This is a genomic window from Nonomuraea muscovyensis (assembly GCF_014207745.1).
Classification (GTDB): domain Bacteria; phylum Actinomycetota; class Actinomycetes; order Streptosporangiales; family Streptosporangiaceae; genus Nonomuraea; species Nonomuraea muscovyensis.
In genome coordinates this window covers 452455-470480 of record NZ_JACHJB010000004.1, presented here as the reverse complement: position 1 = coordinate 470480, position 18026 = coordinate 452455, and the positions used below count along the sequence as shown (strand labels likewise).

At 71.4% G+C, this 18026-nt stretch carries 16 protein-coding genes, 1 pseudogene and 1 riboswitch; of the genes and pseudogenes, 8 read left to right on the top strand and 9 right to left on the bottom strand.

Features of this window, described 5'->3' with window-relative positions:
* Positions 1-13: 13 nt before the first annotated feature.
* Positions 14-1006 (top strand): ketol-acid reductoisomerase, encoded by a 993-nt coding sequence (ilvC, locus tag FHU36_RS39975; RefSeq protein ID WP_512699256.1) that lies wholly within the window; start codon positions 14-16, stop codon positions 1004-1006.
* Between the two features lie 51 nt (positions 1007-1057).
* Here the strand turns inward: ilvC and FHU36_RS39970 are convergent, their stop codons facing one another.
* Complete coding sequence (locus FHU36_RS39970) at positions 1058-1267, bottom strand: hypothetical protein (protein ID WP_185089303.1); 210 nt, start codon at positions 1265-1267, stop codon at positions 1058-1060.
* A gap of 149 nt (positions 1268-1416) precedes the next feature.
* On the opposite strand from FHU36_RS39970, the pseudogene FHU36_RS39965 reads away from it, so the two are divergent.
* Positions 1417-2678: pseudogene (locus FHU36_RS39965) on the top strand (RNA-guided endonuclease InsQ/TnpB family protein).
* Between the two features lie 26 nt (positions 2679-2704).
* On the opposite strand, the gene FHU36_RS39960 reads toward FHU36_RS39965, so the two are convergent.
* The 4 genes from FHU36_RS39960 to FHU36_RS39945 form a co-directional block, all read right to left on the bottom strand.
* Positions 2705-3190, bottom strand: coding sequence for a hypothetical protein (locus FHU36_RS39960; RefSeq protein ID WP_185089302.1), 486 nt, complete (start codon positions 3188-3190; stop codon positions 2705-2707).
* 110 nt (positions 3191-3300) lie between these two features.
* A complete protein-coding gene (locus tag FHU36_RS46085; RefSeq protein WP_185089301.1) occupies positions 3301-4278 on the bottom strand; it encodes a CAP domain-containing protein in 978 nt (325 codons plus the stop codon).
* Positions 4279-4508: 230 nt separating this feature from the next.
* The gene (dacB, locus tag FHU36_RS39950; RefSeq protein ID WP_185089300.1) at positions 4509-6050 is read right to left on the bottom strand and encodes a D-alanyl-D-alanine carboxypeptidase/D-alanyl-D-alanine endopeptidase; all 1542 of its coding nucleotides are present in this window, start codon (positions 6048-6050) and stop codon (positions 4509-4511) included.
* Between the two features lie 120 nt (positions 6051-6170).
* Positions 6171-6722 carry an FHA domain-containing protein gene (locus FHU36_RS39945; protein WP_185089299.1) on the bottom strand — a complete coding sequence of 184 codons (552 nt, stop codon included), beginning with the start codon at positions 6720-6722 and terminating at the stop codon, positions 6171-6173.
* Between the two features lie 109 nt (positions 6723-6831).
* On the opposite strand from FHU36_RS39945, the gene FHU36_RS39940 reads away from it, so the two are divergent.
* The 3 genes from FHU36_RS39940 to FHU36_RS39930 are packed head-to-tail and all read left to right on the top strand — an operon-like array spanning position 6832 to position 10552.
* Entirely contained in the window at positions 6832-7341 is a 510-nt protein-coding gene (locus tag FHU36_RS39940) for a PadR family transcriptional regulator (RefSeq protein ID WP_185089298.1), read from the top strand.
* Positions 7341-8021, top strand: coding sequence for an ABC transporter ATP-binding protein (locus tag FHU36_RS39935; protein ID WP_185089297.1), 681 nt, complete (start codon positions 7341-7343; stop codon positions 8019-8021). Before FHU36_RS39940 ends, FHU36_RS39935 begins: the two co-directional genes overlap by 1 nt.
* Positions 8018-10552, top strand: a complete 2535-nt coding sequence (locus FHU36_RS39930) for an FtsX-like permease family protein (RefSeq protein ID WP_185089296.1) — start codon at positions 8018-8020, stop codon at positions 10550-10552. The genes FHU36_RS39935 and FHU36_RS39930 overlap by 4 nt, the downstream gene beginning before the upstream one ends.
* Here FHU36_RS39930 and FHU36_RS39925 read toward each other — a convergent pair.
* Both FHU36_RS39925 and FHU36_RS39920 read right to left on the bottom strand, forming a co-directional pair.
* Positions 10512-11873, bottom strand: a complete 1362-nt coding sequence (locus FHU36_RS39925) for an MFS transporter (protein ID WP_185089295.1) — start codon at positions 11871-11873, stop codon at positions 10512-10514. The genes FHU36_RS39930 and FHU36_RS39925 overlap by 41 nt on opposite strands.
* Before the next feature lie 82 nt (positions 11874-11955).
* Complete coding sequence (locus FHU36_RS39920) at positions 11956-12810, bottom strand: hypothetical protein (RefSeq protein WP_185089294.1); 855 nt, start codon at positions 12808-12810, stop codon at positions 11956-11958.
* Positions 12811-13043: 233 nt separating this feature from the next.
* Here FHU36_RS39920 and serA point away from each other — a divergent pair, with 233 nt between their 5' ends.
* The gene (gene serA, locus FHU36_RS39915) at positions 13044-14633 is read left to right on the top strand and encodes a phosphoglycerate dehydrogenase (protein WP_185089293.1); all 1590 of its coding nucleotides are present in this window, start codon (positions 13044-13046) and stop codon (positions 14631-14633) included.
* Between the two features lie 317 nt (positions 14634-14950).
* Positions 14951-15082 carry a hypothetical protein gene (locus FHU36_RS46080; protein WP_281394601.1) on the top strand — a complete coding sequence of 44 codons (132 nt, stop codon included), beginning with the start codon at positions 14951-14953 and terminating at the stop codon, positions 15080-15082.
* Here FHU36_RS46080 and FHU36_RS39905 read toward each other — a convergent pair.
* Together FHU36_RS39905 and FHU36_RS46075 are read right to left on the bottom strand one after the other, a co-directional pair.
* Complete coding sequence (locus tag FHU36_RS39905; RefSeq protein WP_185089292.1) at positions 15079-15900, bottom strand: class I SAM-dependent methyltransferase; 822 nt, start codon at positions 15898-15900, stop codon at positions 15079-15081. The two genes, FHU36_RS46080 and FHU36_RS39905, sit on opposite strands and share 4 nt — an antisense overlap.
* A gap of 40 nt (positions 15901-15940) precedes the next feature.
* The gene (locus FHU36_RS46075; RefSeq protein WP_185089291.1) at positions 15941-16633 is read right to left on the bottom strand and encodes a C40 family peptidase; all 693 of its coding nucleotides are present in this window, start codon (positions 16631-16633) and stop codon (positions 15941-15943) included.
* Between the two features lie 3 nt (positions 16634-16636).
* Positions 16637-16781: riboswitch (cyclic di-AMP (ydaO/yuaA leader) on the bottom strand.
* 98 nt (positions 16782-16879) lie between these two features.
* On the opposite strand from FHU36_RS46075, the gene FHU36_RS39895 reads away from it, so the two are divergent.
* Positions 16880-17926, top strand: a complete 1047-nt coding sequence (locus FHU36_RS39895; RefSeq protein WP_185089290.1) for a 3-isopropylmalate dehydrogenase — start codon at positions 16880-16882, stop codon at positions 17924-17926.
* Positions 17927-18026: the final 100 nt, after the last annotated feature.

Sequence of the window (18026 nt, the reverse complement as noted above, 5' to 3'; positions counted from 1 at the left end):
AGGTTTTATGCAAGTGACCGAGATCTACTACGACGACCAGGCCGACCTGTCGATCATCCAGGGGCGTCACGTGGCCGTGCTGGGGTACGGCAGCCAGGGCCACGCCCACGCGCTCTCCCTGCGTGACTCCGGTGTCGACGTGCGCGTCGGTCTTCCCGAGGGCTCCAAGAGCCGCGAGAAGGCGGAGAACGACGGCCTGCGCGTGCTCACCCCGTCGGAGGCGGTCGAGGAGGCCGACCTCACGATGATCCTCGCGCCGGACCACATCCAGCGCCACCTGTACGCCGAGCACGTCGCCCCCAACCTCGTCGAGGGCGACGCGCTGTTCTTCGGCCACGGCCTGAACATCCGCTACGGCCTCATCGAGGCGCCCGAGGGCGTCGACGTCTGCATGGTCGCCCCCAAGGGCCCCGGCCACCTCGTGCGCCGCCAGTTCGAGGCCGGCCGCGGCGTGCCGTGTCTCGTGGCCGTCGAGAAGAACGCCTCGGGCAACGCCTTCGACCTGGCGCTGTCGTACGCCAAGGGCATCGGCGGCACCCGGGCCGGCGCGTTGAAGACGACCTTCACCGAGGAGACCGAGACCGACCTGTTCGGCGAGCAGGCCGTGCTGTGCGGCGGCGTGTCCGAGCTCATCAAGGCGGGCTTCGAGACGCTGATCGAGGCCGGCTACCAGCCGGAGGTCGCCTACTTCGAGTGCCTGCACGAGATGAAGCTCATCGTCGACCTGATGTACGAGGGCGGCATCTCGAAGATGTACTGGTCGGTTTCCGACACCGCCGAGTACGGCGGCTACACCCGCGGCCCGCGCGTCATCACCGACGAGACCCGTCAGGAGATGCGCCGCATCCTCGGCGAGATCCAGGACGGCACGTTCGCCCGTCAGCTCGTCGAGGAGTTCGACGGCGGCCAGAAGGAGTTCGGCCGCTACCGCGAGGAGCTGGCCGACAACCCGATCGAGAAGACGGGCGCCAAGCTGCGCCCGATGATGAGCTGGCTCAAGGCCTGACGCCCTGCCCCGCCTGGTGGGACGCCGTCCCACCAGGCGGGGCGGCTCCGCTCACTCGCTGTGCGTCGCGATCCGTCGGAACACGATCGTCGCGCGGAACGTGCCCGGCGCGCCGGGGTCGGGCTCGGCCTTGGCGCTGAGCACGTCGATCTCGGCGTCGCCGCCGTAGAAGCGCTGGGCCACCGGATAGGCCGCCCGCTCGATCTCGTGGGGCGAGTCTCCGGTGACGGTCACGTGCAGCTCGAACGGAACAGGCCTCATCAGATACCTCCGAGGAGACCCCCGCCTTCAGGCGGGGGAGGAATCGGACCCCTGCGGAGCAGGACAGGGGTAGCCGATTCGCCGTCAGGCGAACCGGCGTCTCGAACACACACACGATCCTTAGCTGATCGTGCGGTATGATGTGAGGCATAGCGCAGATCGTGAAGCGGGCCTACAAGTACCGCTTCTACCCGACCTCTGAGCAAGCTTCCGAGCTTGCCCGGACGTTCGGCTGCGTCCGCTTCGTGTACAACAAGGCGCTGGAGGAACGCACCCGCGCCTACACCCTGGAAGGCAAGCGCGTCTCCTACGTGGAGTCGTCGGCGATGCTCACGGCGTGGAAGCGCAGCGGCGAGTTCGACTTCCTGTCCGAGGTGTCGTCCGTGCCGCTCCAGCAGGCGCTGCGGCATCTTCAGGCCGGGTTCGCCAACTTCTTCGCCAAGCGGGCCAAGTACCCGACGTTCAAGAGCAAGAAGAAGTCCAAGGCGAGCGCGGAGTACACCCGATCGGCGTTCCGCTGGCGGGACGGCCGGTTGACGCTGGCGAAGATGGACACGCCGCTGGACATCGTGTGGTCGCGCCCGCTGCCGGAGGGTGCGGAGCCGTCCACGGTGACCGTGAGCCGGGACGCGGCCGGGCGCTGGTTCGTGTCCCTCCTGGTCGAGGAGAAGATCAGCCCGCTCGCTCCGGTAGAGCAGTCGGTGGGCGTGGACGCGGGCATCACCGCGCTGGCCACGCTCTCCACCGGGGAGAAGATCGTCAACCCTGGCCACGAGCGCCGCGACCGGTGCAAGCTGGCCAAGGCCCAGGGGGCGCTCGCCCGCAAGGAGAAGGGGTCGAACAACCGGGCCAAGGCCCGGCTGCGGGTGGCCAAGGTGTACGCCCGGATCACCGACCGCAGAAGGGACCACCTGCACAAGGTCACCACACGGCTTGTCCGCGAGAACCAAGTGATCGCCGTGGAAGACCTGACCGTCCGCAACATGGTCAAGAACCACTCCCTGGCCCGCGCCATCTCCGACGCGTCGTGGGGGGAACTGCGCTCCATGCTGGAGTACAAAGCCCAGTGGTACGGCCGCACGCTGGTGGCGGTGGACCGCTGGTTCCCCTCCAGCAAGCTGTGCTCGGCGTGCGGCGCGCTGCGGGAGAAGATGCCGTTGAATGTCCGGGAGTGGGAGTGCCCTTGTGGCGCGGTCCACGACCGGGATGTGAATGCGGCCAAGAACGTGCTCGCCGCAGGGCTTGCGGAGAGCTGAAACGCCTGTGGAGCTGGTGTAAGACCTCAACGAGAGTCCTCTCGTGCGGGCGACCGGCGGTGAAGCAGGAAGACCAACCGGCGACGGTTGGAATCCCCCTCGTTTACGAGGGGGAGGATGTCAACGCAAGGTTCTCCCCACGGCCTCGTTGCTGATCTCTCCTTCCCCCGGAACGGGGAGATCATGCGTGCCTACTCCTTGATGACGGCGTCGCGCGGCCCGCCGTAGACGGGGTTGCGGTTGGGCTGGTACGCGGCAGTCGCGCGCTCGCGGGGCGGCGGACCGGGCACGGGTGGGCGGTGTGGCGGTTCGGGCAGCAGATGACGCCCATCGTGACGAACCGGCCGCCGGTCAGCCACTCGCCCCACTGCACGTCCACCCCGCGCGGCAGCGCGTCCGCCGCGCCGTCGAGCCGGGCCCGCCGGCCCACCCGGTCCGGGTGCAGGAACGCCTTGCGCACCGTGCCGTACCGGCTCGCCAGCCATTCCACCGCCTCGTCGGGGTCGTCGAACGTGGCGGCGATCCGGGAGGCCGGCTTGGCCAGCCAGTCGCCGGTCCGCATGGGCGGCACGGACGAGGTCGCGAACTCCGGCGAGCCGGGGCGGCGTTCCTCCTCCCGCTCGCGCTCCTCGCCACTACCGATCCAGGTGTAGGCATGCCAGTGCACGGACCACCCCCTGCGATGGACGGCTTCCGTGCTGGTCATTCCCCCTGCCGCACCCGGTCTCTCCTGGTGGGCGGGCTTTCCGGCCAGATGGGACACCCGGCCGTACCCGGTCAGTGGGCGGCGAAGACCTGGGTCCAGTGCGAGCCTTTGGCGGCGTGGCCGACGCCGATGTGGGTGAAGGCGCAGTTCATGATGTTGGCGCGGTGGCCGGGACTGTCGAGCCAGCCCTGGACGACCTGGGCAGCGGTCCGCTGGCCCATGGCGATGTTCTCGCCCCAGGTGCTGGTCGGCGCGAAGCCCGACGCGCGGACCCGGTCGCCGGGGTCGCGGCCGTCGGGGGAGTCGTGGTCGAAGAAGCCGCGGGCCGCCATGTCGGCGGAGTGCCGTTCGGCCGCGGTGCGGAGCTTGGGGTCGTGGACGAGGGGGCGGCAGCCGTTCGTGGCCCGCGCCTGGTTGGTCAGCTTGACGACCGCCTCCTCGAGGCTGGACGCGCCGGTCGAAGCGGTGGAGGGGGAGGGGGTGGGGTCGCTGCGAGTGGCGGTGTTCTTCGGCGGGGAGGGGGGCTCGCAGGAGAGCTTCACCGGGCGGGACTTGGTGGTGACGGCGCCGTCGACGTCGATGGCGGTGACGTAGTAGTGGGCCGGCGTCCTGATGCATCGCACGCCTGCCACGATCTTGCCGTTGGTGACGAGTCGGGAACCGCTCTTCAGCGTGCGGTCGGGGCCGGGCAGGACCTTGGTGAGCCGTACCCTGAGCCGGGTGCTGTCGGCGCAGCCGGTCCTGGAGGCCGCTGCCCTGATCGTGCCCTTGGCGATGACCGGCCTGGCCGCGGCGACGCGGCACGCCTGCCGGGTGGTCGTCGCGGCGCCGTCACGGGTGTCCGAGGCCCCGGCGCCCGCGCGGGCCTCCGAAGGGCCGGTGGCGCGGGCATCCGAGGGGAGGGCGGCGCCTCCCGCAGCGGCTCCGGTGGCGGAGGGAGCCTCGTCGGCGGGTGCCTTCAGGGCGGGGGGCACCCACGCCGGGGTGCTGATCAGACCCACTGCCGTCAGACCGCCGAGACAGGCCAGAACCTGCAGTCGCCTGCGCAAGATGTGCTCCCTGGGGTTTGAGACACTACGTCGAACCCGCATTCTGGTGGGTACACAACGGACATGTCACGCCAATCCGGGCAATATCTGGAGCTCCAGGTATCCTAATCGTGATCAAAATCGTGTCGATCCCGGTGAACTACGGCCGATCTGAGGACATCTAACGCTCTTCCGGGCATGGAACGGGCCCGGCCACGCATGGTGACCGGGCCCTCCCGCGGGGTGTGGCGTCAGCAGTGCGCGGGCTTGAGCCAGGAGCATTCCAGCTCGGGCGCGTCCGCGGCGGGCTGGCGGAGCTGCGCCGGCGCGTCCACGGTCCGGGTGCGCGAGAACTGGGCGAGCCGGACGGCGATCTTGTCCTCGATGTCCTTGGGCGAGCCCGACAGGTACTGGTTGAGCATCACGGAGAAGACCAGCGGCTCGCCGTCGGCGCTGGTGACGTAGCCCGACAGCGACGTGACGCCGGTCAGCGAGCCGGTCTTGGCGCGGACGTTGCCCGCGGCGGGGGTCCCCCGCATCCGGCTGCGCAGGGTGCCGCCGACGAAGCGGTCGGCGTTGCCCGCGACGGGCAGCGAGTCGTACCAGGCCTGGAACCACGGCTTGCCGCGGACGGCGGTCAGCAACTGGGCGATCGAGGCGGGCGAGAAGCCGTCGCGGCGTGACAGGCCGGAGCCGTCGCGCATGTTGAGCACCTGTACGCCGTTCGCCTTGGCGAAGTCGGTGCTCACCTTGAGCCCGGCGGCCCAGGTGCCCTGACCGGAGACCTTGCGGCCCATCGCCTTGGTGAGGATCTCGGCGTGGATGTTGTTGCTGAGCTTCATGAACGGCACCAGCAACTCGCTCAGCGGCATCGACTCGCGCTCGGCCAGCTTCGCCGCCCCGGATGGCGCCGCGCCGGTGACGGTCGGGCCGAGCACCCGCACGCCGTGCTTCTTCAGCGCCTGGCGGAACAGGGCGGAGGCGTACGCGGTGGGGTCGTCGACGGCGACCCACTCCTGGTACGGCGTCGCCACGGTGCCGGTGATCACGACCGTGCGGGTGCCGTGCAGACGCTCGATGAGCACGTCGGTGGACGTGCCGGGCGTGGCCCTGTTGACGATCTTCAGGTAGTCGGTCTCGGGCGTGGTGGCGACCTTCACCTTGTCGCCGTCGGCCGCCACCGAGACGACCACGGAGCCGGCGTCGTAGTCACGGTCGGGTGAGGCGGTCAGCGCGGAGATGGGCGCCGCGTAGTAGGCCGTCTCGTCGTCCCAGGCCCAGTCGTTGCCGAGCCGTACGGCGTCGAACCAGGTGTCGTCGGCGACCAGCCTGCCCGCCACCGTCTTGACGCCCGCGCCGGCGACCTCGGCGGCCAGCGCGTCGTAGTCCTCGGCCAGCATGGTCGGGTCGCCGGTGCCGCGCAGCACCAGGTCGCCGGTGAGCACCGAGCCGGCCTTGCGCCCGGCCGCCAGCACGCTGGTGGTGAAGCGGTAGTCGAGGCCGAGCGTCTCGGCCGCCGCCGCGGCCGTGAACAGCTTGGTGTTGGAGGCGGGGATCATGAGCTTGCCGCCGTCGGTGTTGTAGAGCTCCTCACCGCCGGTGGCGCTTCTGACGACCACGCCGGCTCGGGCGATGGTGAGCCGGGAGTCGCTGAGGATCTGGTTGATGTCCTGGGTCAGGTCCGCCACGCCGGGCGTGGGGTCCTGGGCGATGGCGGGGGAGGAGGGGCCGGACGCCCACGCGAGGGCCGCGACGAGCGTGCCCGCGAGGAGGGAGGCTGAGGTGCGCCGCATGGGATCTCCAAGGGACTGGGGGTCTCGCCTGGATCATGGAGGCAGCGCGCCCGGGCTGTAATACGCAAATATCCGTATCTTTCGGACTTCCTGTACGCGGCACCCCCACCACGAGAGGCGTCAGCCCGAGAGCAGGGGCGAGGTCACCAGGAAGCCGCAGTCGCCGAACGAGATCTCGTCGCCCGACTTGATCCGGGCCGGCCCCACCAGCCGCCACCCGTTGAGCCGCGTGCCGTTGAGCGAGCCCAGGTCGATGAGCATCCAGCCGCCGTCGCCCTCGCGCCGCAGCTCGGCGTGCACCCGCGAGACCGTCAGGTCGGACAGCACGAGGTCGCACGCGGACCCGCGGCCCACCACGTAACGGGCCCGGTCGTCATCGGGCAGCGCGAGCCGGGGCAGCCGCGGCCGGCGCCAGGCGGCGCGCAGCCCGGTGGTGAAGTCGGAGGCGGAGGCCACCACGTCGGTCACCCGCTGCCGGAACGACCTGCGGCGCGGGAGATCGGCGACCAACTGGTCGAGCTCGTCGCGGTTGCGGGCGCGTAGTGCCTGGTCGACGCGGCCGACGAACGTGTCGTGGGAGATCCGCCCTTCGACGGCCCGATCCCGCAGCTCGTCGATCGCCCGATCACGTTCCCCATCGGACGCGCGGAACGGTGGATGCGTCGAGCTCATGCCCCGAGTATCGGCCTTTCCTGCGTTCTCTGTCCAGAAACCCCGAATCTACAGGCGGTTCAGATGAAGGAGTTGCCTCGGGCATACTCAGTATGCATACTCAGTATCCATGTCGATCAGGCACGGACTGCTCGCGCTCCTCAGCAGGGGACCGCGATACGGCTACCAACTCCGGGTGGAGTTCGAGGCGTCGACGGGGGCGACCTGGCCGCTCAACATCGGCCAGGTCTACACGACGCTCTCGCGGATGGAGCGTGACGGCCTGGTCGCCCCCGGTGGCGAGGACGACCAGGGGCGCGCCCTCTACACGATCACCGAGGCCGGTCGGCAGGAGGTCGGGCGATGGTTCAGCACCCCCGTCGCCCCCGCCGACCGGCCTCGGGACGAGCTGGCCATCAAACTCGCGATGGCCGTCGCGGCCCACGACGTCGACGTCCGCACGGTCATCCACGCCCAGCGCACCGCCACGATGCGGTCGCTGCAGGAGCTGACCAGGGCCAAACGCGCCGCGACCGACGGGCTCGCCGAGCGGCTCGTCCTCGATTCGATGATCTTCAAGGCCGAAGCGGAACAGCGCTGGCTGGACCACTGCGAGGCCGTACTCAAGGAGAAGCGCTGATGACTGTGGTGACGTTACGGGAGGTGACCCGGACGCACGGGGACGTGCACGCGCTCAACGGGGTGAACCTCGACGTCTCGCCCGGCGAGCTGGTCGCGGTGATGGGCCCGTCGGGCTCGGGCAAGTCCACGCTGCTCAACGTGGCGGGCGGCCTCGACCGGCCCACCTCGGGCAGTGTGACGATCGGTGGCACCGACCTCGCCTCGGTGAAGGACCTGGCCGCGCTGCGGCGCCGCGAGGTCGGCTACGTCTTCCAGGACCTCAATCTCATCCCCTCGCTCACGGCCGCCGAGAACGTGATGCTGCCCCGCGAGCTCGACGGCGTCCGCGCCGCGCGGGCCCGGGCCGAGGCGCTGTCCGTGCTGGCCGAGGTGCGGGCGGACCAGATCGCCGACCGCTTCCCCGAGGAACTGTCGGGCGGCCAGCGCCAGCGCGTGGCGATCGCCCGCGCCCTGGTGGGCGAGCGGCGGCTGCTGCTGGCCGACGAGCCGACGGGCGCCCTCGACACGGCGACCGGCGACGAGATCCTCGGCCTGCTGCGGGAGCGCTGCGACGGGGGCGCGGCGGTCCTGCTGGTCACCCACGAGCCGCGCTACGCCGGCTGGGCCGACCGGGTCGTCTACCTGCGCGACGGGCAGATCGTCGACGCGGCAGCGGTCCGCCTGGAGACCGCGCGATGAGCGCCTTCCGCGCCGCCCTGCGCATCGCCCGCCGGGACGCGCTCCGCGCGCGGGGCCGCACCGCCCTCATCATGGTGATGATCGGCCTGCCGGTGCTGGTCTTCACGGCCGCCTTCACCGGCTACGCCACCATGCAGGTCAACCCTCAGGAAGGGATTACGGCCTCGCTGGGGCAGGCGGACGCCCACCTCGTCACCGTGCCGGGAAGAATCGTGCGGCAGGACCCCTCGGGCCGTGGCTACACGACCGAGGGCGCCCAGGAGAAGCCGCGCACCACCTGGACGGCCGACAAGGTCGGCACCCTGCTCCGGGGCCGGCTGATCCCGTACCACACGGGATATCTGGAGGTGCGGTTCCCCGGCGGTTACTCCGACGTCCCGGCCGTCGAGCTCGACCTGCGGGACCCCATGACGCGAGGCGTCCGGGCCCTGAGCGAGGGTCGCCTGCCCACCGCCCCGGGAGAGATCGCCGTCACTCCGGCGATGGCCGACCGCGGTGCGAAAGTGGGCACCACGATCAAGCTCACCGAGCGGGACGCGCCCTTCCGCGTGGTCGGCGTGGTCGAGCACCCGCACGAACCCACGTACAGGGAGGTGGTGTCCTTCCCCGGGGGCCTGGCGAACGCGCGCGACCAGCTCGCCCCGGGCTGGCTCGTCGACACCCCGTCACCGGTCCTGTGGAACGACGTGCGACGGCTCAACGAGGCGGGCATCCGGGTCGTCTCCCGGGCCGTGATCGAGGACCCGCCGCAGCCCTTCTGGGAGGAGGAACGCCCGCTCGACCGGGAAGCGCCGCTCTGGATCGCCATCACCGTGGTCCTCATCGTCATGGAGACGGTCCTGCTGGCCGGGCCGGCGTTCGCCGTGGGCCTGCGCCGGCGACGGCGGGAGCTCGCGGTGATCGCCGCCCACGGCGCCTCGGCCGGGCACCTGAGAACGATCGTGCTCGCCGACGGCCTGGTCCTGGGCGGCGCTGCGGCGCTGCTCGGCGCCGCGCTGGGCGTCGCCGCCGGATGGGCCGGAGCCGCCGTCCTCGCCCAGTGGTCCGGCTCGCTCGGCCCGCTGGAGGTGGCCTGGTGGCAGACGCTGGCGATCGCGACGCTGGGCCTGATCAGCGGTCTGGTCGCCGCCGTCGTGCCGGCCGTACAGGCCGCGCGGCAGAGCGCCGCCGAGATCCTGGCGGGGCGCGGCGGACAGGTGCGCGACCGGGCCGGCCGCCCGCTCCTGGGACTCGTGCTGGTGGTGGCGGGCCTCGCCGCCATGGTCCACGCCCTGCGGGGGACCGAGCTGGCCATCGTCGCGGCGTCGGTGCTCGTGGTGTTCGGCCTGGTGGTGCTGATGCCCTGGCTGGTGCGGTTCGTGGGGCGCGCCGCCTCCTCGCTGCCGCTCCCGATGCGCCTGTCCGTACGGGACGCCGGCCGCCACCGCGGCCGCACGGCGTCGGCCGCCGCGGCTGTCATGGCGGCCACCATGGCGGCGGTCGCGGTGAGCGTCGGCGTCACCAGCAACGCCGCCGAGGAGGAGGCACGCTACCGGGCGAGGGGGCCCATCGGCAGCGCGACGATCATCGGCTTCGGACTGGACGACCGTGAGTGGGCCGCCGCCCGGGCGGCGGTGCGGGAACGCCTGTCCGAGGTGCCAGTCGTGGCCTCGCACGTCCCGGCGCAGGACGAAGGCGTACACATGGGATGGGACAGCGTGTGCGGCCGGGGAAGCGAGCCCAACGTGCTGATCGGCGGCGCCGATCTGCTCGCGTTCCAGCAGGGACGGACGGACCCCGCGGCGGCCGCCGCCCTGTCCGCCGGCAAGGCGGTGGTCTTCGACCCCGCCATGCTCTGCGGCGGGACGCTCGTACTGGACCTGGTGACCTACGGCAAGGGCGAGGAGGAGCGGCACCGGGAGCTCAGGATCCCGGCCGTGCCGGCCCAGGGAGCCGAACCCCGGCAGCGCGGCGCGGTGGTCCCGCTGTCGGCTCTGACCCGGCTGGGGGTCAAGACGGCGGAGCGGCGCCTGCACGTCATGCACCGGCCGGCTGACCCGATGCAGTTCCAGAGCGATCTCCGCGCGGTGAACCGCGGAGTCTGGACCGAACTGGAGCGGGGCTACCAGAACGACGCGCGCTTCCTGCACATGGCGGCGTTCGCGCTGGCGGCGGTCCTGGCGCTCGGCGGCACCTTCGCCGCCACCGGGCTCGCGGCGGCGGACATGCGGCGCGACCTCGACACGCTCTCGGCCGTCGGCGCCGCGCCGCGGACGCGCAGGCTCGTGGTGGCCACCCAGGCCGGGTTCATCGCCGCCACGGGCACCCTGGTGGGGCTGGTCGCGGGCCTCGTCACCGGGATCGCCCTGACCTGGCCCATGACGCGCCACGGCGCCGTCGGCGGTGACTCCGTCCTGGATCCGGGTCCCACCGTGGTCGCCGTCCCGTGGCTGCCCGTCGCCGTGGGCGTCGTGGGCCTGCCGATCCTGGCCGCCGTCGTGGCGGGTCTGGTCACGCGGACGCGGCTGGTGGTGGCGCGTCGGCTGGCCTGAGCCGGTACTTCAGCGTCATCAGCACCGACAGGAAGATGATGAGCGCCGGGACCGCGGCCTGGCCGACCAGGACCGCGGTCAGGGCGCTGTCCGGCTGCTCGACGGGCCGGCTGGGCTCCGACTCCAGGAAGCCGCCCAGCGACAGGATGCCGCCGAAGACGAGGGCGCCGAAGGAGGCGACCCCGCTCTCGACCGCCGTCCACAACCCGGTGAACACCCCGGCCCGCCGCTTGCCCGTCTCCTCGGCGTCCACCGCGATCACGTCCGCCAGCATCGAGAACTGCAGCAGTTGCACCCCGGCATAGCCCATGCCCACCAGCAGCAGCATGACGTGGGCGTACCAGGCGCCGATGGCGGGGGTGGCCAGCGCCGCCACAGTGCCCACACCGAACATCAGGGCGGCCAGGATCATCGCGCCGCGCTTGTCGAACCGCTTGGCCAGCCGGACCCAGACCGGCATCGTCAGCAGCATCGGCCCGACCAGCGCGGCGAAGAGGGTGCTCGTCGCCTTGGGATCGCCCAGGACGTAGGCGGCGAAGTAGGGCGCGGCGGCCAGCATCATGCTGACGGCCATCATCTGGGCGCAGCTCAGCGCCAGCAGCCACATGAACGCGGAGTTGCCCCGGGCAGCCGCGATCTGGTCGCGCAGCCGGCCGCCGTCGGGCTCGGGGGCGCCGGTCATGGGGGCGCGGGCCGTACCGAAGAACGACCCGAGCATCGAGGCGAGCAGCACCGCGGCGATCGTCACGGCCATCAGCCGGTAGCTGCCCAGCGTGCCGTCGTCGCCCTGGCTGTTGACGATGGCCGGAGCCAGGATGCCGCTGATCACGGTGGCGGCCCCGATGAAGACCATCCGCCACTGCAGCAGGGAGGTGCGCTCGTGGTAGTCGGAGGTCATCTCGGCGGGCATCGCCTTGTACGGCACCTCGAACAGCGCGTACGCCGTGGCCGCGGCCATGAAGCAGCCCCCCACGTACAGCGCGGCCGGGACCCCCGTGAGCGGCGGCCCGGCGAAGACCAGGAAGAACGCGACCGGCAGCGTGCACGCGCCCGCCAGCAGCCACGGCCGCCGCGGCCCGAGCCGTGACGTCGTGCGGTCCGACCAGCGGCCGACCAGCGGGTTGATCAGCAGGTCCCAGACCTTGGGGGCGGCGACCACCAGCCCGGCCAGCCAGGCGGGCACGGCCAGGAAGTTCGTCATGTAGTAGAGCAGCAGCAGGCCGGGCACCGCGTTGTAGGTCGCGGTGCAGAAGGACCCGACGCCGTAGCCGATGCGCACGCCTCGCGAGACCGTGGGCACGTCGAGGGCCGGTGTGATCATGGGCTCATCTAAACCTAGCGAGCCCTTGTTCGGTAGGCCCGGTTTCGGCGTGACCCCGTGCCCTGACCCGTCCCCTGGGTCGCTAGTCGGAGACCGCGGCGCACACCACGTGGGCGCCGATCTCGATCATCCGGCGCTCGCTGCGCGCGTCCGCCACCCGGGCCATGAGGATCGGCGCCTCGCTGGCCGCGAACTGCGGCAGCCGGGCGCGCACCAGGCGGTGCAGGTCGCGGACCACGTCCTCGGCGGCCGACATGTGCACCTTCACGTGCAGCATGATCCCCGGCGCGCCCGACGCGGTGCGCGCCTCGGAGATCCACACGTGGTGCACCAGGGGGAAGTCCGCCAGCAGGTATCCGATCGCGCGGCGCAGCGCCGGCAGGATCGGGTGCGTGCAGCGCCGGTAGCCCGGATCGACCTGCTGCATGGGGCCCGACAGATGCGGTCGCGGCGCCGGGATCCACGGCAGCGACGGCGCCTCCGGCGAGGGCGGCGCCACCTGGGCGAGCGCGGCTCCGCGCGACACCGTGGCCATCGCACCGGTGGCGTACGCGGCGGGGGCGGCCCCCGACAGCACCGGGGTGGGCCCGGTCCGGGTCGAGGTGAGGAAGCGCTGCAGGTCGTCGATGGGCACGGCCGCCGCCGCGGGCCCGGCCGCGTCGATCACGATCTCGCGCACGCCGGTGACGCGCTGGATGTCGAGGATGGTGTCGGCGTCGCAGGCCGACAGCGAATGGCTGCCCCGATGCCTGGCGTAGGTCACCGGTCCGGTGTATCCGAGCAGCACCCGGTCACCGGCCTGGGTCGTGCCCAGGACGACGGAGCGGTCGGGTCGCACGGCCACCAGGACTCCACCCTCGGCCAGAGCCGCAAGCAGGCGGTGCGGGGCGCCATGCTGTGCGAGCACGTCGGCAAGCGCAGGATTCCCGATGCTCATAGGACGAACCCTAGGTAGTCGGCCACGGCTTATCAGGCTAATGGCCAATAAATCTCTCTATCAAGACAAAGATGGGCATCGTGCGGATGAGTTTGCGGCTCCGGGGTAGGGCGGGCCGTCTCACATTCCGGGTCCCTCGTGAACGCGTTCACAAGCGCGGATAGACTGCGAGGGATCCCGGGGGACTCGCCGACGCGTCCCCCAGCCCGCCGCACGCCTTAAGGATCCATCCCGTGACAAAGCCCGTCGTTCTGGTCGCAGAGGAGCTCTCCGAGGCTGGCCTCGCCGTCCTCGGCGCCGATTTCGAGGTCCGCCACACCGACGGCGCCGACCGTTCCCAGCTGCTGCCCGCGCTCGCCGACGTGGACGCGCTGATCGTCCGCTCCGCCACGCAGGTCGACGCGGAGGCCATCGCCGCCGCGCCGAAGCTGCGCGTGGTCGCCCGCGCCGGTGTCGGTCTCGACAACGTCGACGTCGAGGCGGCCACCAAGGCCGGCGTCATGGTCGTCAACGCGCCGACCTCCAACATCACCAGCGCCGCCGAGCAGACCCTCGCGCTCATCCTGGCCAGCGCCCGCAACACGGCCCAGGCCCACGCCGCGCTGAAGAACGGCGAGTGGAAGCGGTCCAAGTACACCGGCGTCGAGCTCGACGGCAAGATCATCGGTATCCTCGGCCTGGGCAAGATCGGCCAGCTCGTGGCCCAGCGCCTGCAGCCGTTCGGCGTCGAGCTGATCGCCTACGACCCCTACCTGCCGCCGGCCCGCGCCGCGCAGATGGGCGTCAGGCTCGTCTCCCTCGACGAGGTCATCAAGCAGGCCGACTTCCTCACCGTGCACCTGCCCAAGTCCAAGGAGACCGTCGGCCTCATCGGCGACAAGGAGCTGCACGAGGTCAAGCCGTCGGTGCGGATCATCAACGTGGCCCGCGGCGGCATCGTCGACGAGGGCGCCCTCTACACGGCGATCAAGGAGGGCCGCGTGGCAGGCGCCGGCCTCGACGTCTTCGCCAAGGAGCCCTGCACCGACAGCCCGCTGTTCGAGCTGGACCAGGTCGTGGCCACGCCGCACCTCGGCGCCTCCACGCACGAGGCCCAGGAGAAGGCCGGCACCCAGGTCGCGCGGAGCGTGAAGCTGGCGCTGGCGGGCGAGTTCGTGCCGGACGCGGTCAACGTCCAGGGCGGCGCGGTGGCCGAGGAGGTCAAGCCGGGCCTGCCGCTGGCCGAGAAGCTGGGCCGGGTCTTCACCGCCCTCGCGGGCGAGGTCGCCACCAAGCTCGACGTCGAGGTGCGCGGCGAGATCGCCTCGCAGGACGTGCGCGTGCTCGAACTGGCCGCGCTCAAGGGCGTCTTCAACGACGTGGTGGAGGACTCCGTCACCTACGTCAACGCCCCGCTGCTGGCCAAGGAGCGCGGCGTCAGCGTCGAGCTGGTGACCAGCTCCGACAGCCCCGACTGGCGCAACGTGGTGACCGTGCGCGGCGTGCTCGCCGACGGCCGCCAGGTCTCGGTGTCCGGCACGCTCTCCGGCCCCCGGCAGATCACGAAGATCGTCGAGGTCAACGGCTACGAGATGGAGATCGAGCCGACCGAGCACCTGTGCTTCCTGACCTACGCCGACCGCCCCGGCATCGTGGGCGTCGTCGGTCACCTTCTCGGCGAGCACGGCATCAACATCGCCTCGATGCAGGTGGCCCGTGACGTCAAGGGCGGCAAGGCGCTCATCGCGCTGACCGTCGACTCGGCCATCCCGGCCGAGGTGCTGGAGCAGATCGTCTCCGAGATCGGCGCCGAGAGCGGCCGCACGGTCGACCTGGAGGACTGAGCCCGTACGGGTGTGCGGCTGCCGCCGGCGTGGTCCGGCGGCAGCCGCATTTTTGTCTCAAGATACGAGATATTAGGACATCCAACGAGACAGCATGTCTGCCACCAGGTACTGTTTTCTGTGATGCGCCAGGTTCTCGTACTCATTACCTGCCGCGGCGGGGCCTGTTAGGGCAGGTCGACCACCCGCCGCGGTGAGCGGCGTCGCGTCGGCCATCAGTCCCTTTCGTCCGGTCCGTGACCCGGACCACGAGTTCAGGCCCGGTCGGATCCGTGACCGGGATCCGGCTCTCCTCACCCGACGCCCTGCGAAACGAGATGAGCAGCGACATGTACGAGATGTATCCCTGGAATCGTGCCGACGAGCGCGACAACGAGGCCGCCGAGGCCCTGCAGACCGCCCTCGACCGCCGCGACAACGGCGGAGCCCCCGAGAGCCCGGGCCGCTAGGCCCCGAACTCCAGCCGGTAGAACGCGGCCAGCCGCCGCACGCCCGGCATCTTGCCCGCCACCCGCACCAGGAGCCGGTACGGCCCCGGCAGCCGGTCGTAGCCGTCGAGGTCGAAGACGCTCAGCGCGTCCACGCAGCGCAGTTTCGGGCTGATCGACAGCAGGTCGGCCGGCCCGTCGATGCCCCAGCGCATCGTGGCGCCGGCCTTGCGGACCGGCGGGTTGAGCTTCTGCAGCCGCAGGCCGCGGGAGTGCAGCGCGTCGAAGAGCAACTGGCCGCTCGCGAACCCCTCGGCGATCCGCCGCAGCAGGGCCCGGCCGCCGTCCCGGTCGAGGTAGTAGAGCAGACCCTCGGCGACGACCAGCACCGGCTTGTCCTGAGGGACGCGGTCGAGCCACCCGGTGTCGGTGACCGACGAGCCGATCATCGTGTACCGGGGCCGGTCGGGGAACAGGCGCCGGCGCAGCTCGATGACGTCGGGGTAGTCGACGTCGTACCAGTCGACGCCCGGCGGCGGGTCGAGCCGGTGGGCGCGCGTGTCGAGGCCGCAGCCCAGATGGAGCACGCTCGCCTCCGGGTGGCGGGCCAGGAACTCCCGGGCCCAGCCGTCGAGGAACCGGGCCCGCAGCGCCACGGCGGCGGCGCTGCCCCGCGTCATGCCGGTGCGGCGGAAGTCGTGGTCGATCCGCCGGGCGATCTCCAGGGAGAGGGTGTCGGCGAGGATCGGGTGCGGCGCGCGGGCGTCGAGCGCCCTGCCGTACAGGGTGGCGAGGAGCGTGGCCTTCTCGGCGGTCAGTCGCACCTTCTCGGTTGCCATGTCCTCACGGTAGTACGCGCGACCGCACCCGTCCGGGTGACTACAGCGTGGTGGCGACCGGCATGGCCGGTGGGGGAGCCTGGCGCAGCTCGCGGATGTGCGCCCAGCGCTTGACGCCCTTCGGATCGGGCCGGACGGCGCCCACGAAGGAGCTGCGGCGTCCCGCGTCCAGGCGTTCCTCCTTGACCACGTCGCCGGTGCGTGGCGCGTGGACCATGTGGCCGGGGCGGGAGATCATGCCCACGTGGCCGAGGCCGTGGAAGAAGACGAGGTCGCCGGGCCTGAGGTCCTTCCAGGCGATCTTCCTGGAGAAGGCGCCGTACTGGGAGGCGGCGACGCGAGGCAGTTCGATGCCCGCGGCCTGGTAGGCGCGGAGCATGAGGCCGGAGCAGTCGTAGCCGCTCGTGCTCGTCCCGCCCCACACGTAGGGGGTGCCCTGCTTGTCCAGGGCGTACCTGACGGCGATCTTCCAGGCGGGGAGCTGGACGTTCCGGGTCCTGGCGCGCTTGACGTCGGCGCCGGTGAGGGTGACGCCTTCGGGGTCAGGCGCCACTGTGGGGGAGGCCGCCGCAGGTGAGGTCACTGCGGGGGAGGCCACCGTGGCGGGCGCCGCCGCGGCGGCGGGGGAGGCGGCCGCGAGTCCGGCGATGGTCACGGCGGCGGCGAGCGCGGGGATGAGCGCGGGGGTGGGTAGGGGGATGGGCAGGGTGATGGGCATGGCGATGCGCGGCACGAGGAGTCCTTCCACACGGCCGGCCGGGTTAGCTGACGGGCTCGGGCCTGGAAGTGGCCCTACGGCGCGCGGACGTGCCGATTCGCCCCAGAGGGGAGTGGGTCCCCGGCTCCGCGCAACGGCTGCGCGGATTAGGCTTGAGGGACTCTAACGAAACGGTCAAAGCACCGCAATACGGGTAAAAGGGATGTCCGGTGTTTGAGATGCGGTGTTCGTCAGCCGAGACGAGCCGGTAAGGTACCGCCCATGGAGTCGCGCAACATACGCCTGGCCGTGATCCCCGGAGACGGCATCGGCGCCGAGGTCGTCGCCGAAGGACTCAAGGTGCTCGAGGCTGTCGGCACCAAGATCGAGGCCACCCACTACGATCTGGGTGCCGCCCGCTACCACCGCACCGGCGAGACGCTGCCCGACGCGGTCCTGGAGGAGCTGCGCGGCTACGACGCGATCCTGCTCGGCGCCGTCGGCGACCCCAGCGTGCCGCCCGGCATCCTGGAGCGCGACCTGCTGCTCCGCCTGCGCTTCACCTTCGACCACTACGTCAACCTGCGCCCGGTCAAGCTCTTCCCCGGCGTCGAGACCCCGCTGGCCGACACCTCGGCCGAGGACATCGACATGATCGTGGTGCGTGAGGGCACCGAGGGCCTCTACGCGGGCACCGGCGGCGCCATGCGGCGCGGCACGCCGCACGAGATCGCCACCCAGGAGTCGCTCAACACCGCCTACGGCGTCGAGCGCGTGGTCCGCTACGCCTTCGAGAAGGCACGCTCGCGGCCCCGCAAGAAGCTGACGTTGGTCCACAAGACCAACGTGCTGACCTTCGCCGGCGACCTCTGGCAGCGCACGGTCAACCAGGTCGCCGAGGAGTTCCCCGAGGTCGCCACCGACTACTGCCACATCGACGCGGCCTCGATGTACTTCGTCACCCAGCCCGAGCGCTTCGACGTGGTCGTCACCGACAACCTCTTCGGCGACATCATCACCGACCTCGGCGCCGCCATCGCCGGTGGCATCGGCCTGGCCGCCAGCGGCAACGTCAACCCCGACCGCACCGCGCCCAGCATGTTCGAGCCGGTGCACGGCAGCGCCCCCGACATCGCCGGGCAGGCCAAGGCCGACCCGACCGCCACCATCCTGTCGGTCGCCATGCTCCTCGACCACCTCGGCCTGCGGGCCGAGGCCGCCCGCGTCGAGCAGGCCGTCGCCGACGACATCGTCGAGCGGCCGGCCGGAGGGGTGGGCCGCTCCACCCACGAGATCGGCGACGACATCACCGCGCGAGTATCGAGCTAGGGCCGCCTCAGCTCGACCAAGCGCCTGGCGGTCCGCACCGGACCCGCCAGGCGCTTTTCGCATGCCAAGGGCACAAAACACACCCCATCACCCCTTGCCA

Excerpts from the sequence above, each read along its gene's own strand:
- FHU36_RS39970 (WP_185089303.1), bottom strand. The coding sequence starts at position 1,267 with ATGAGGCCTGTTCCGTTCGAGCTGCACGTGACCGTCACCGGAGACTCG.
- dacB (WP_185089300.1), bottom strand. The coding sequence starts at position 6,050 with ATGCGGCGCACCTCAGCCTCCCTCCTCGCGGGCACGCTCGTCGCGGCC.
- FHU36_RS39945 (WP_185089299.1), bottom strand. The coding sequence starts at position 6,722 with ATGAGCTCGACGCATCCACCGTTCCGCGCGTCCGATGGGGAACGTGAT.
- FHU36_RS39940 (WP_185089298.1), top strand. The coding sequence starts at position 6,832 with ATGTCGATCAGGCACGGACTGCTCGCGCTCCTCAGCAGGGGACCGCGA.
- FHU36_RS39935 (WP_185089297.1), top strand. The coding sequence starts at position 7,341 with ATGACTGTGGTGACGTTACGGGAGGTGACCCGGACGCACGGGGACGTG.
- FHU36_RS39930 (WP_185089296.1), top strand. The coding sequence starts at position 8,018 with ATGAGCGCCTTCCGCGCCGCCCTGCGCATCGCCCGCCGGGACGCGCTC.
- FHU36_RS39925 (WP_185089295.1), bottom strand. The coding sequence starts at position 11,873 with ATGATCACACCGGCCCTCGACGTGCCCACGGTCTCGCGAGGCGTGCGC.
- FHU36_RS39920 (WP_185089294.1), bottom strand. The coding sequence starts at position 12,810 with ATGAGCATCGGGAATCCTGCGCTTGCCGACGTGCTCGCACAGCATGGC.
- FHU36_RS46080 (WP_281394601.1), top strand. The coding sequence starts at position 14,951 with ATGAGCAGCGACATGTACGAGATGTATCCCTGGAATCGTGCCGACGAG.
- FHU36_RS39905 (WP_185089292.1), bottom strand. The coding sequence starts at position 15,900 with ATGGCAACCGAGAAGGTGCGACTGACCGCCGAGAAGGCCACGCTCCTC.
- FHU36_RS39895 (WP_185089290.1), top strand. The coding sequence starts at position 16,880 with ATGGAGTCGCGCAACATACGCCTGGCCGTGATCCCCGGAGACGGCATC.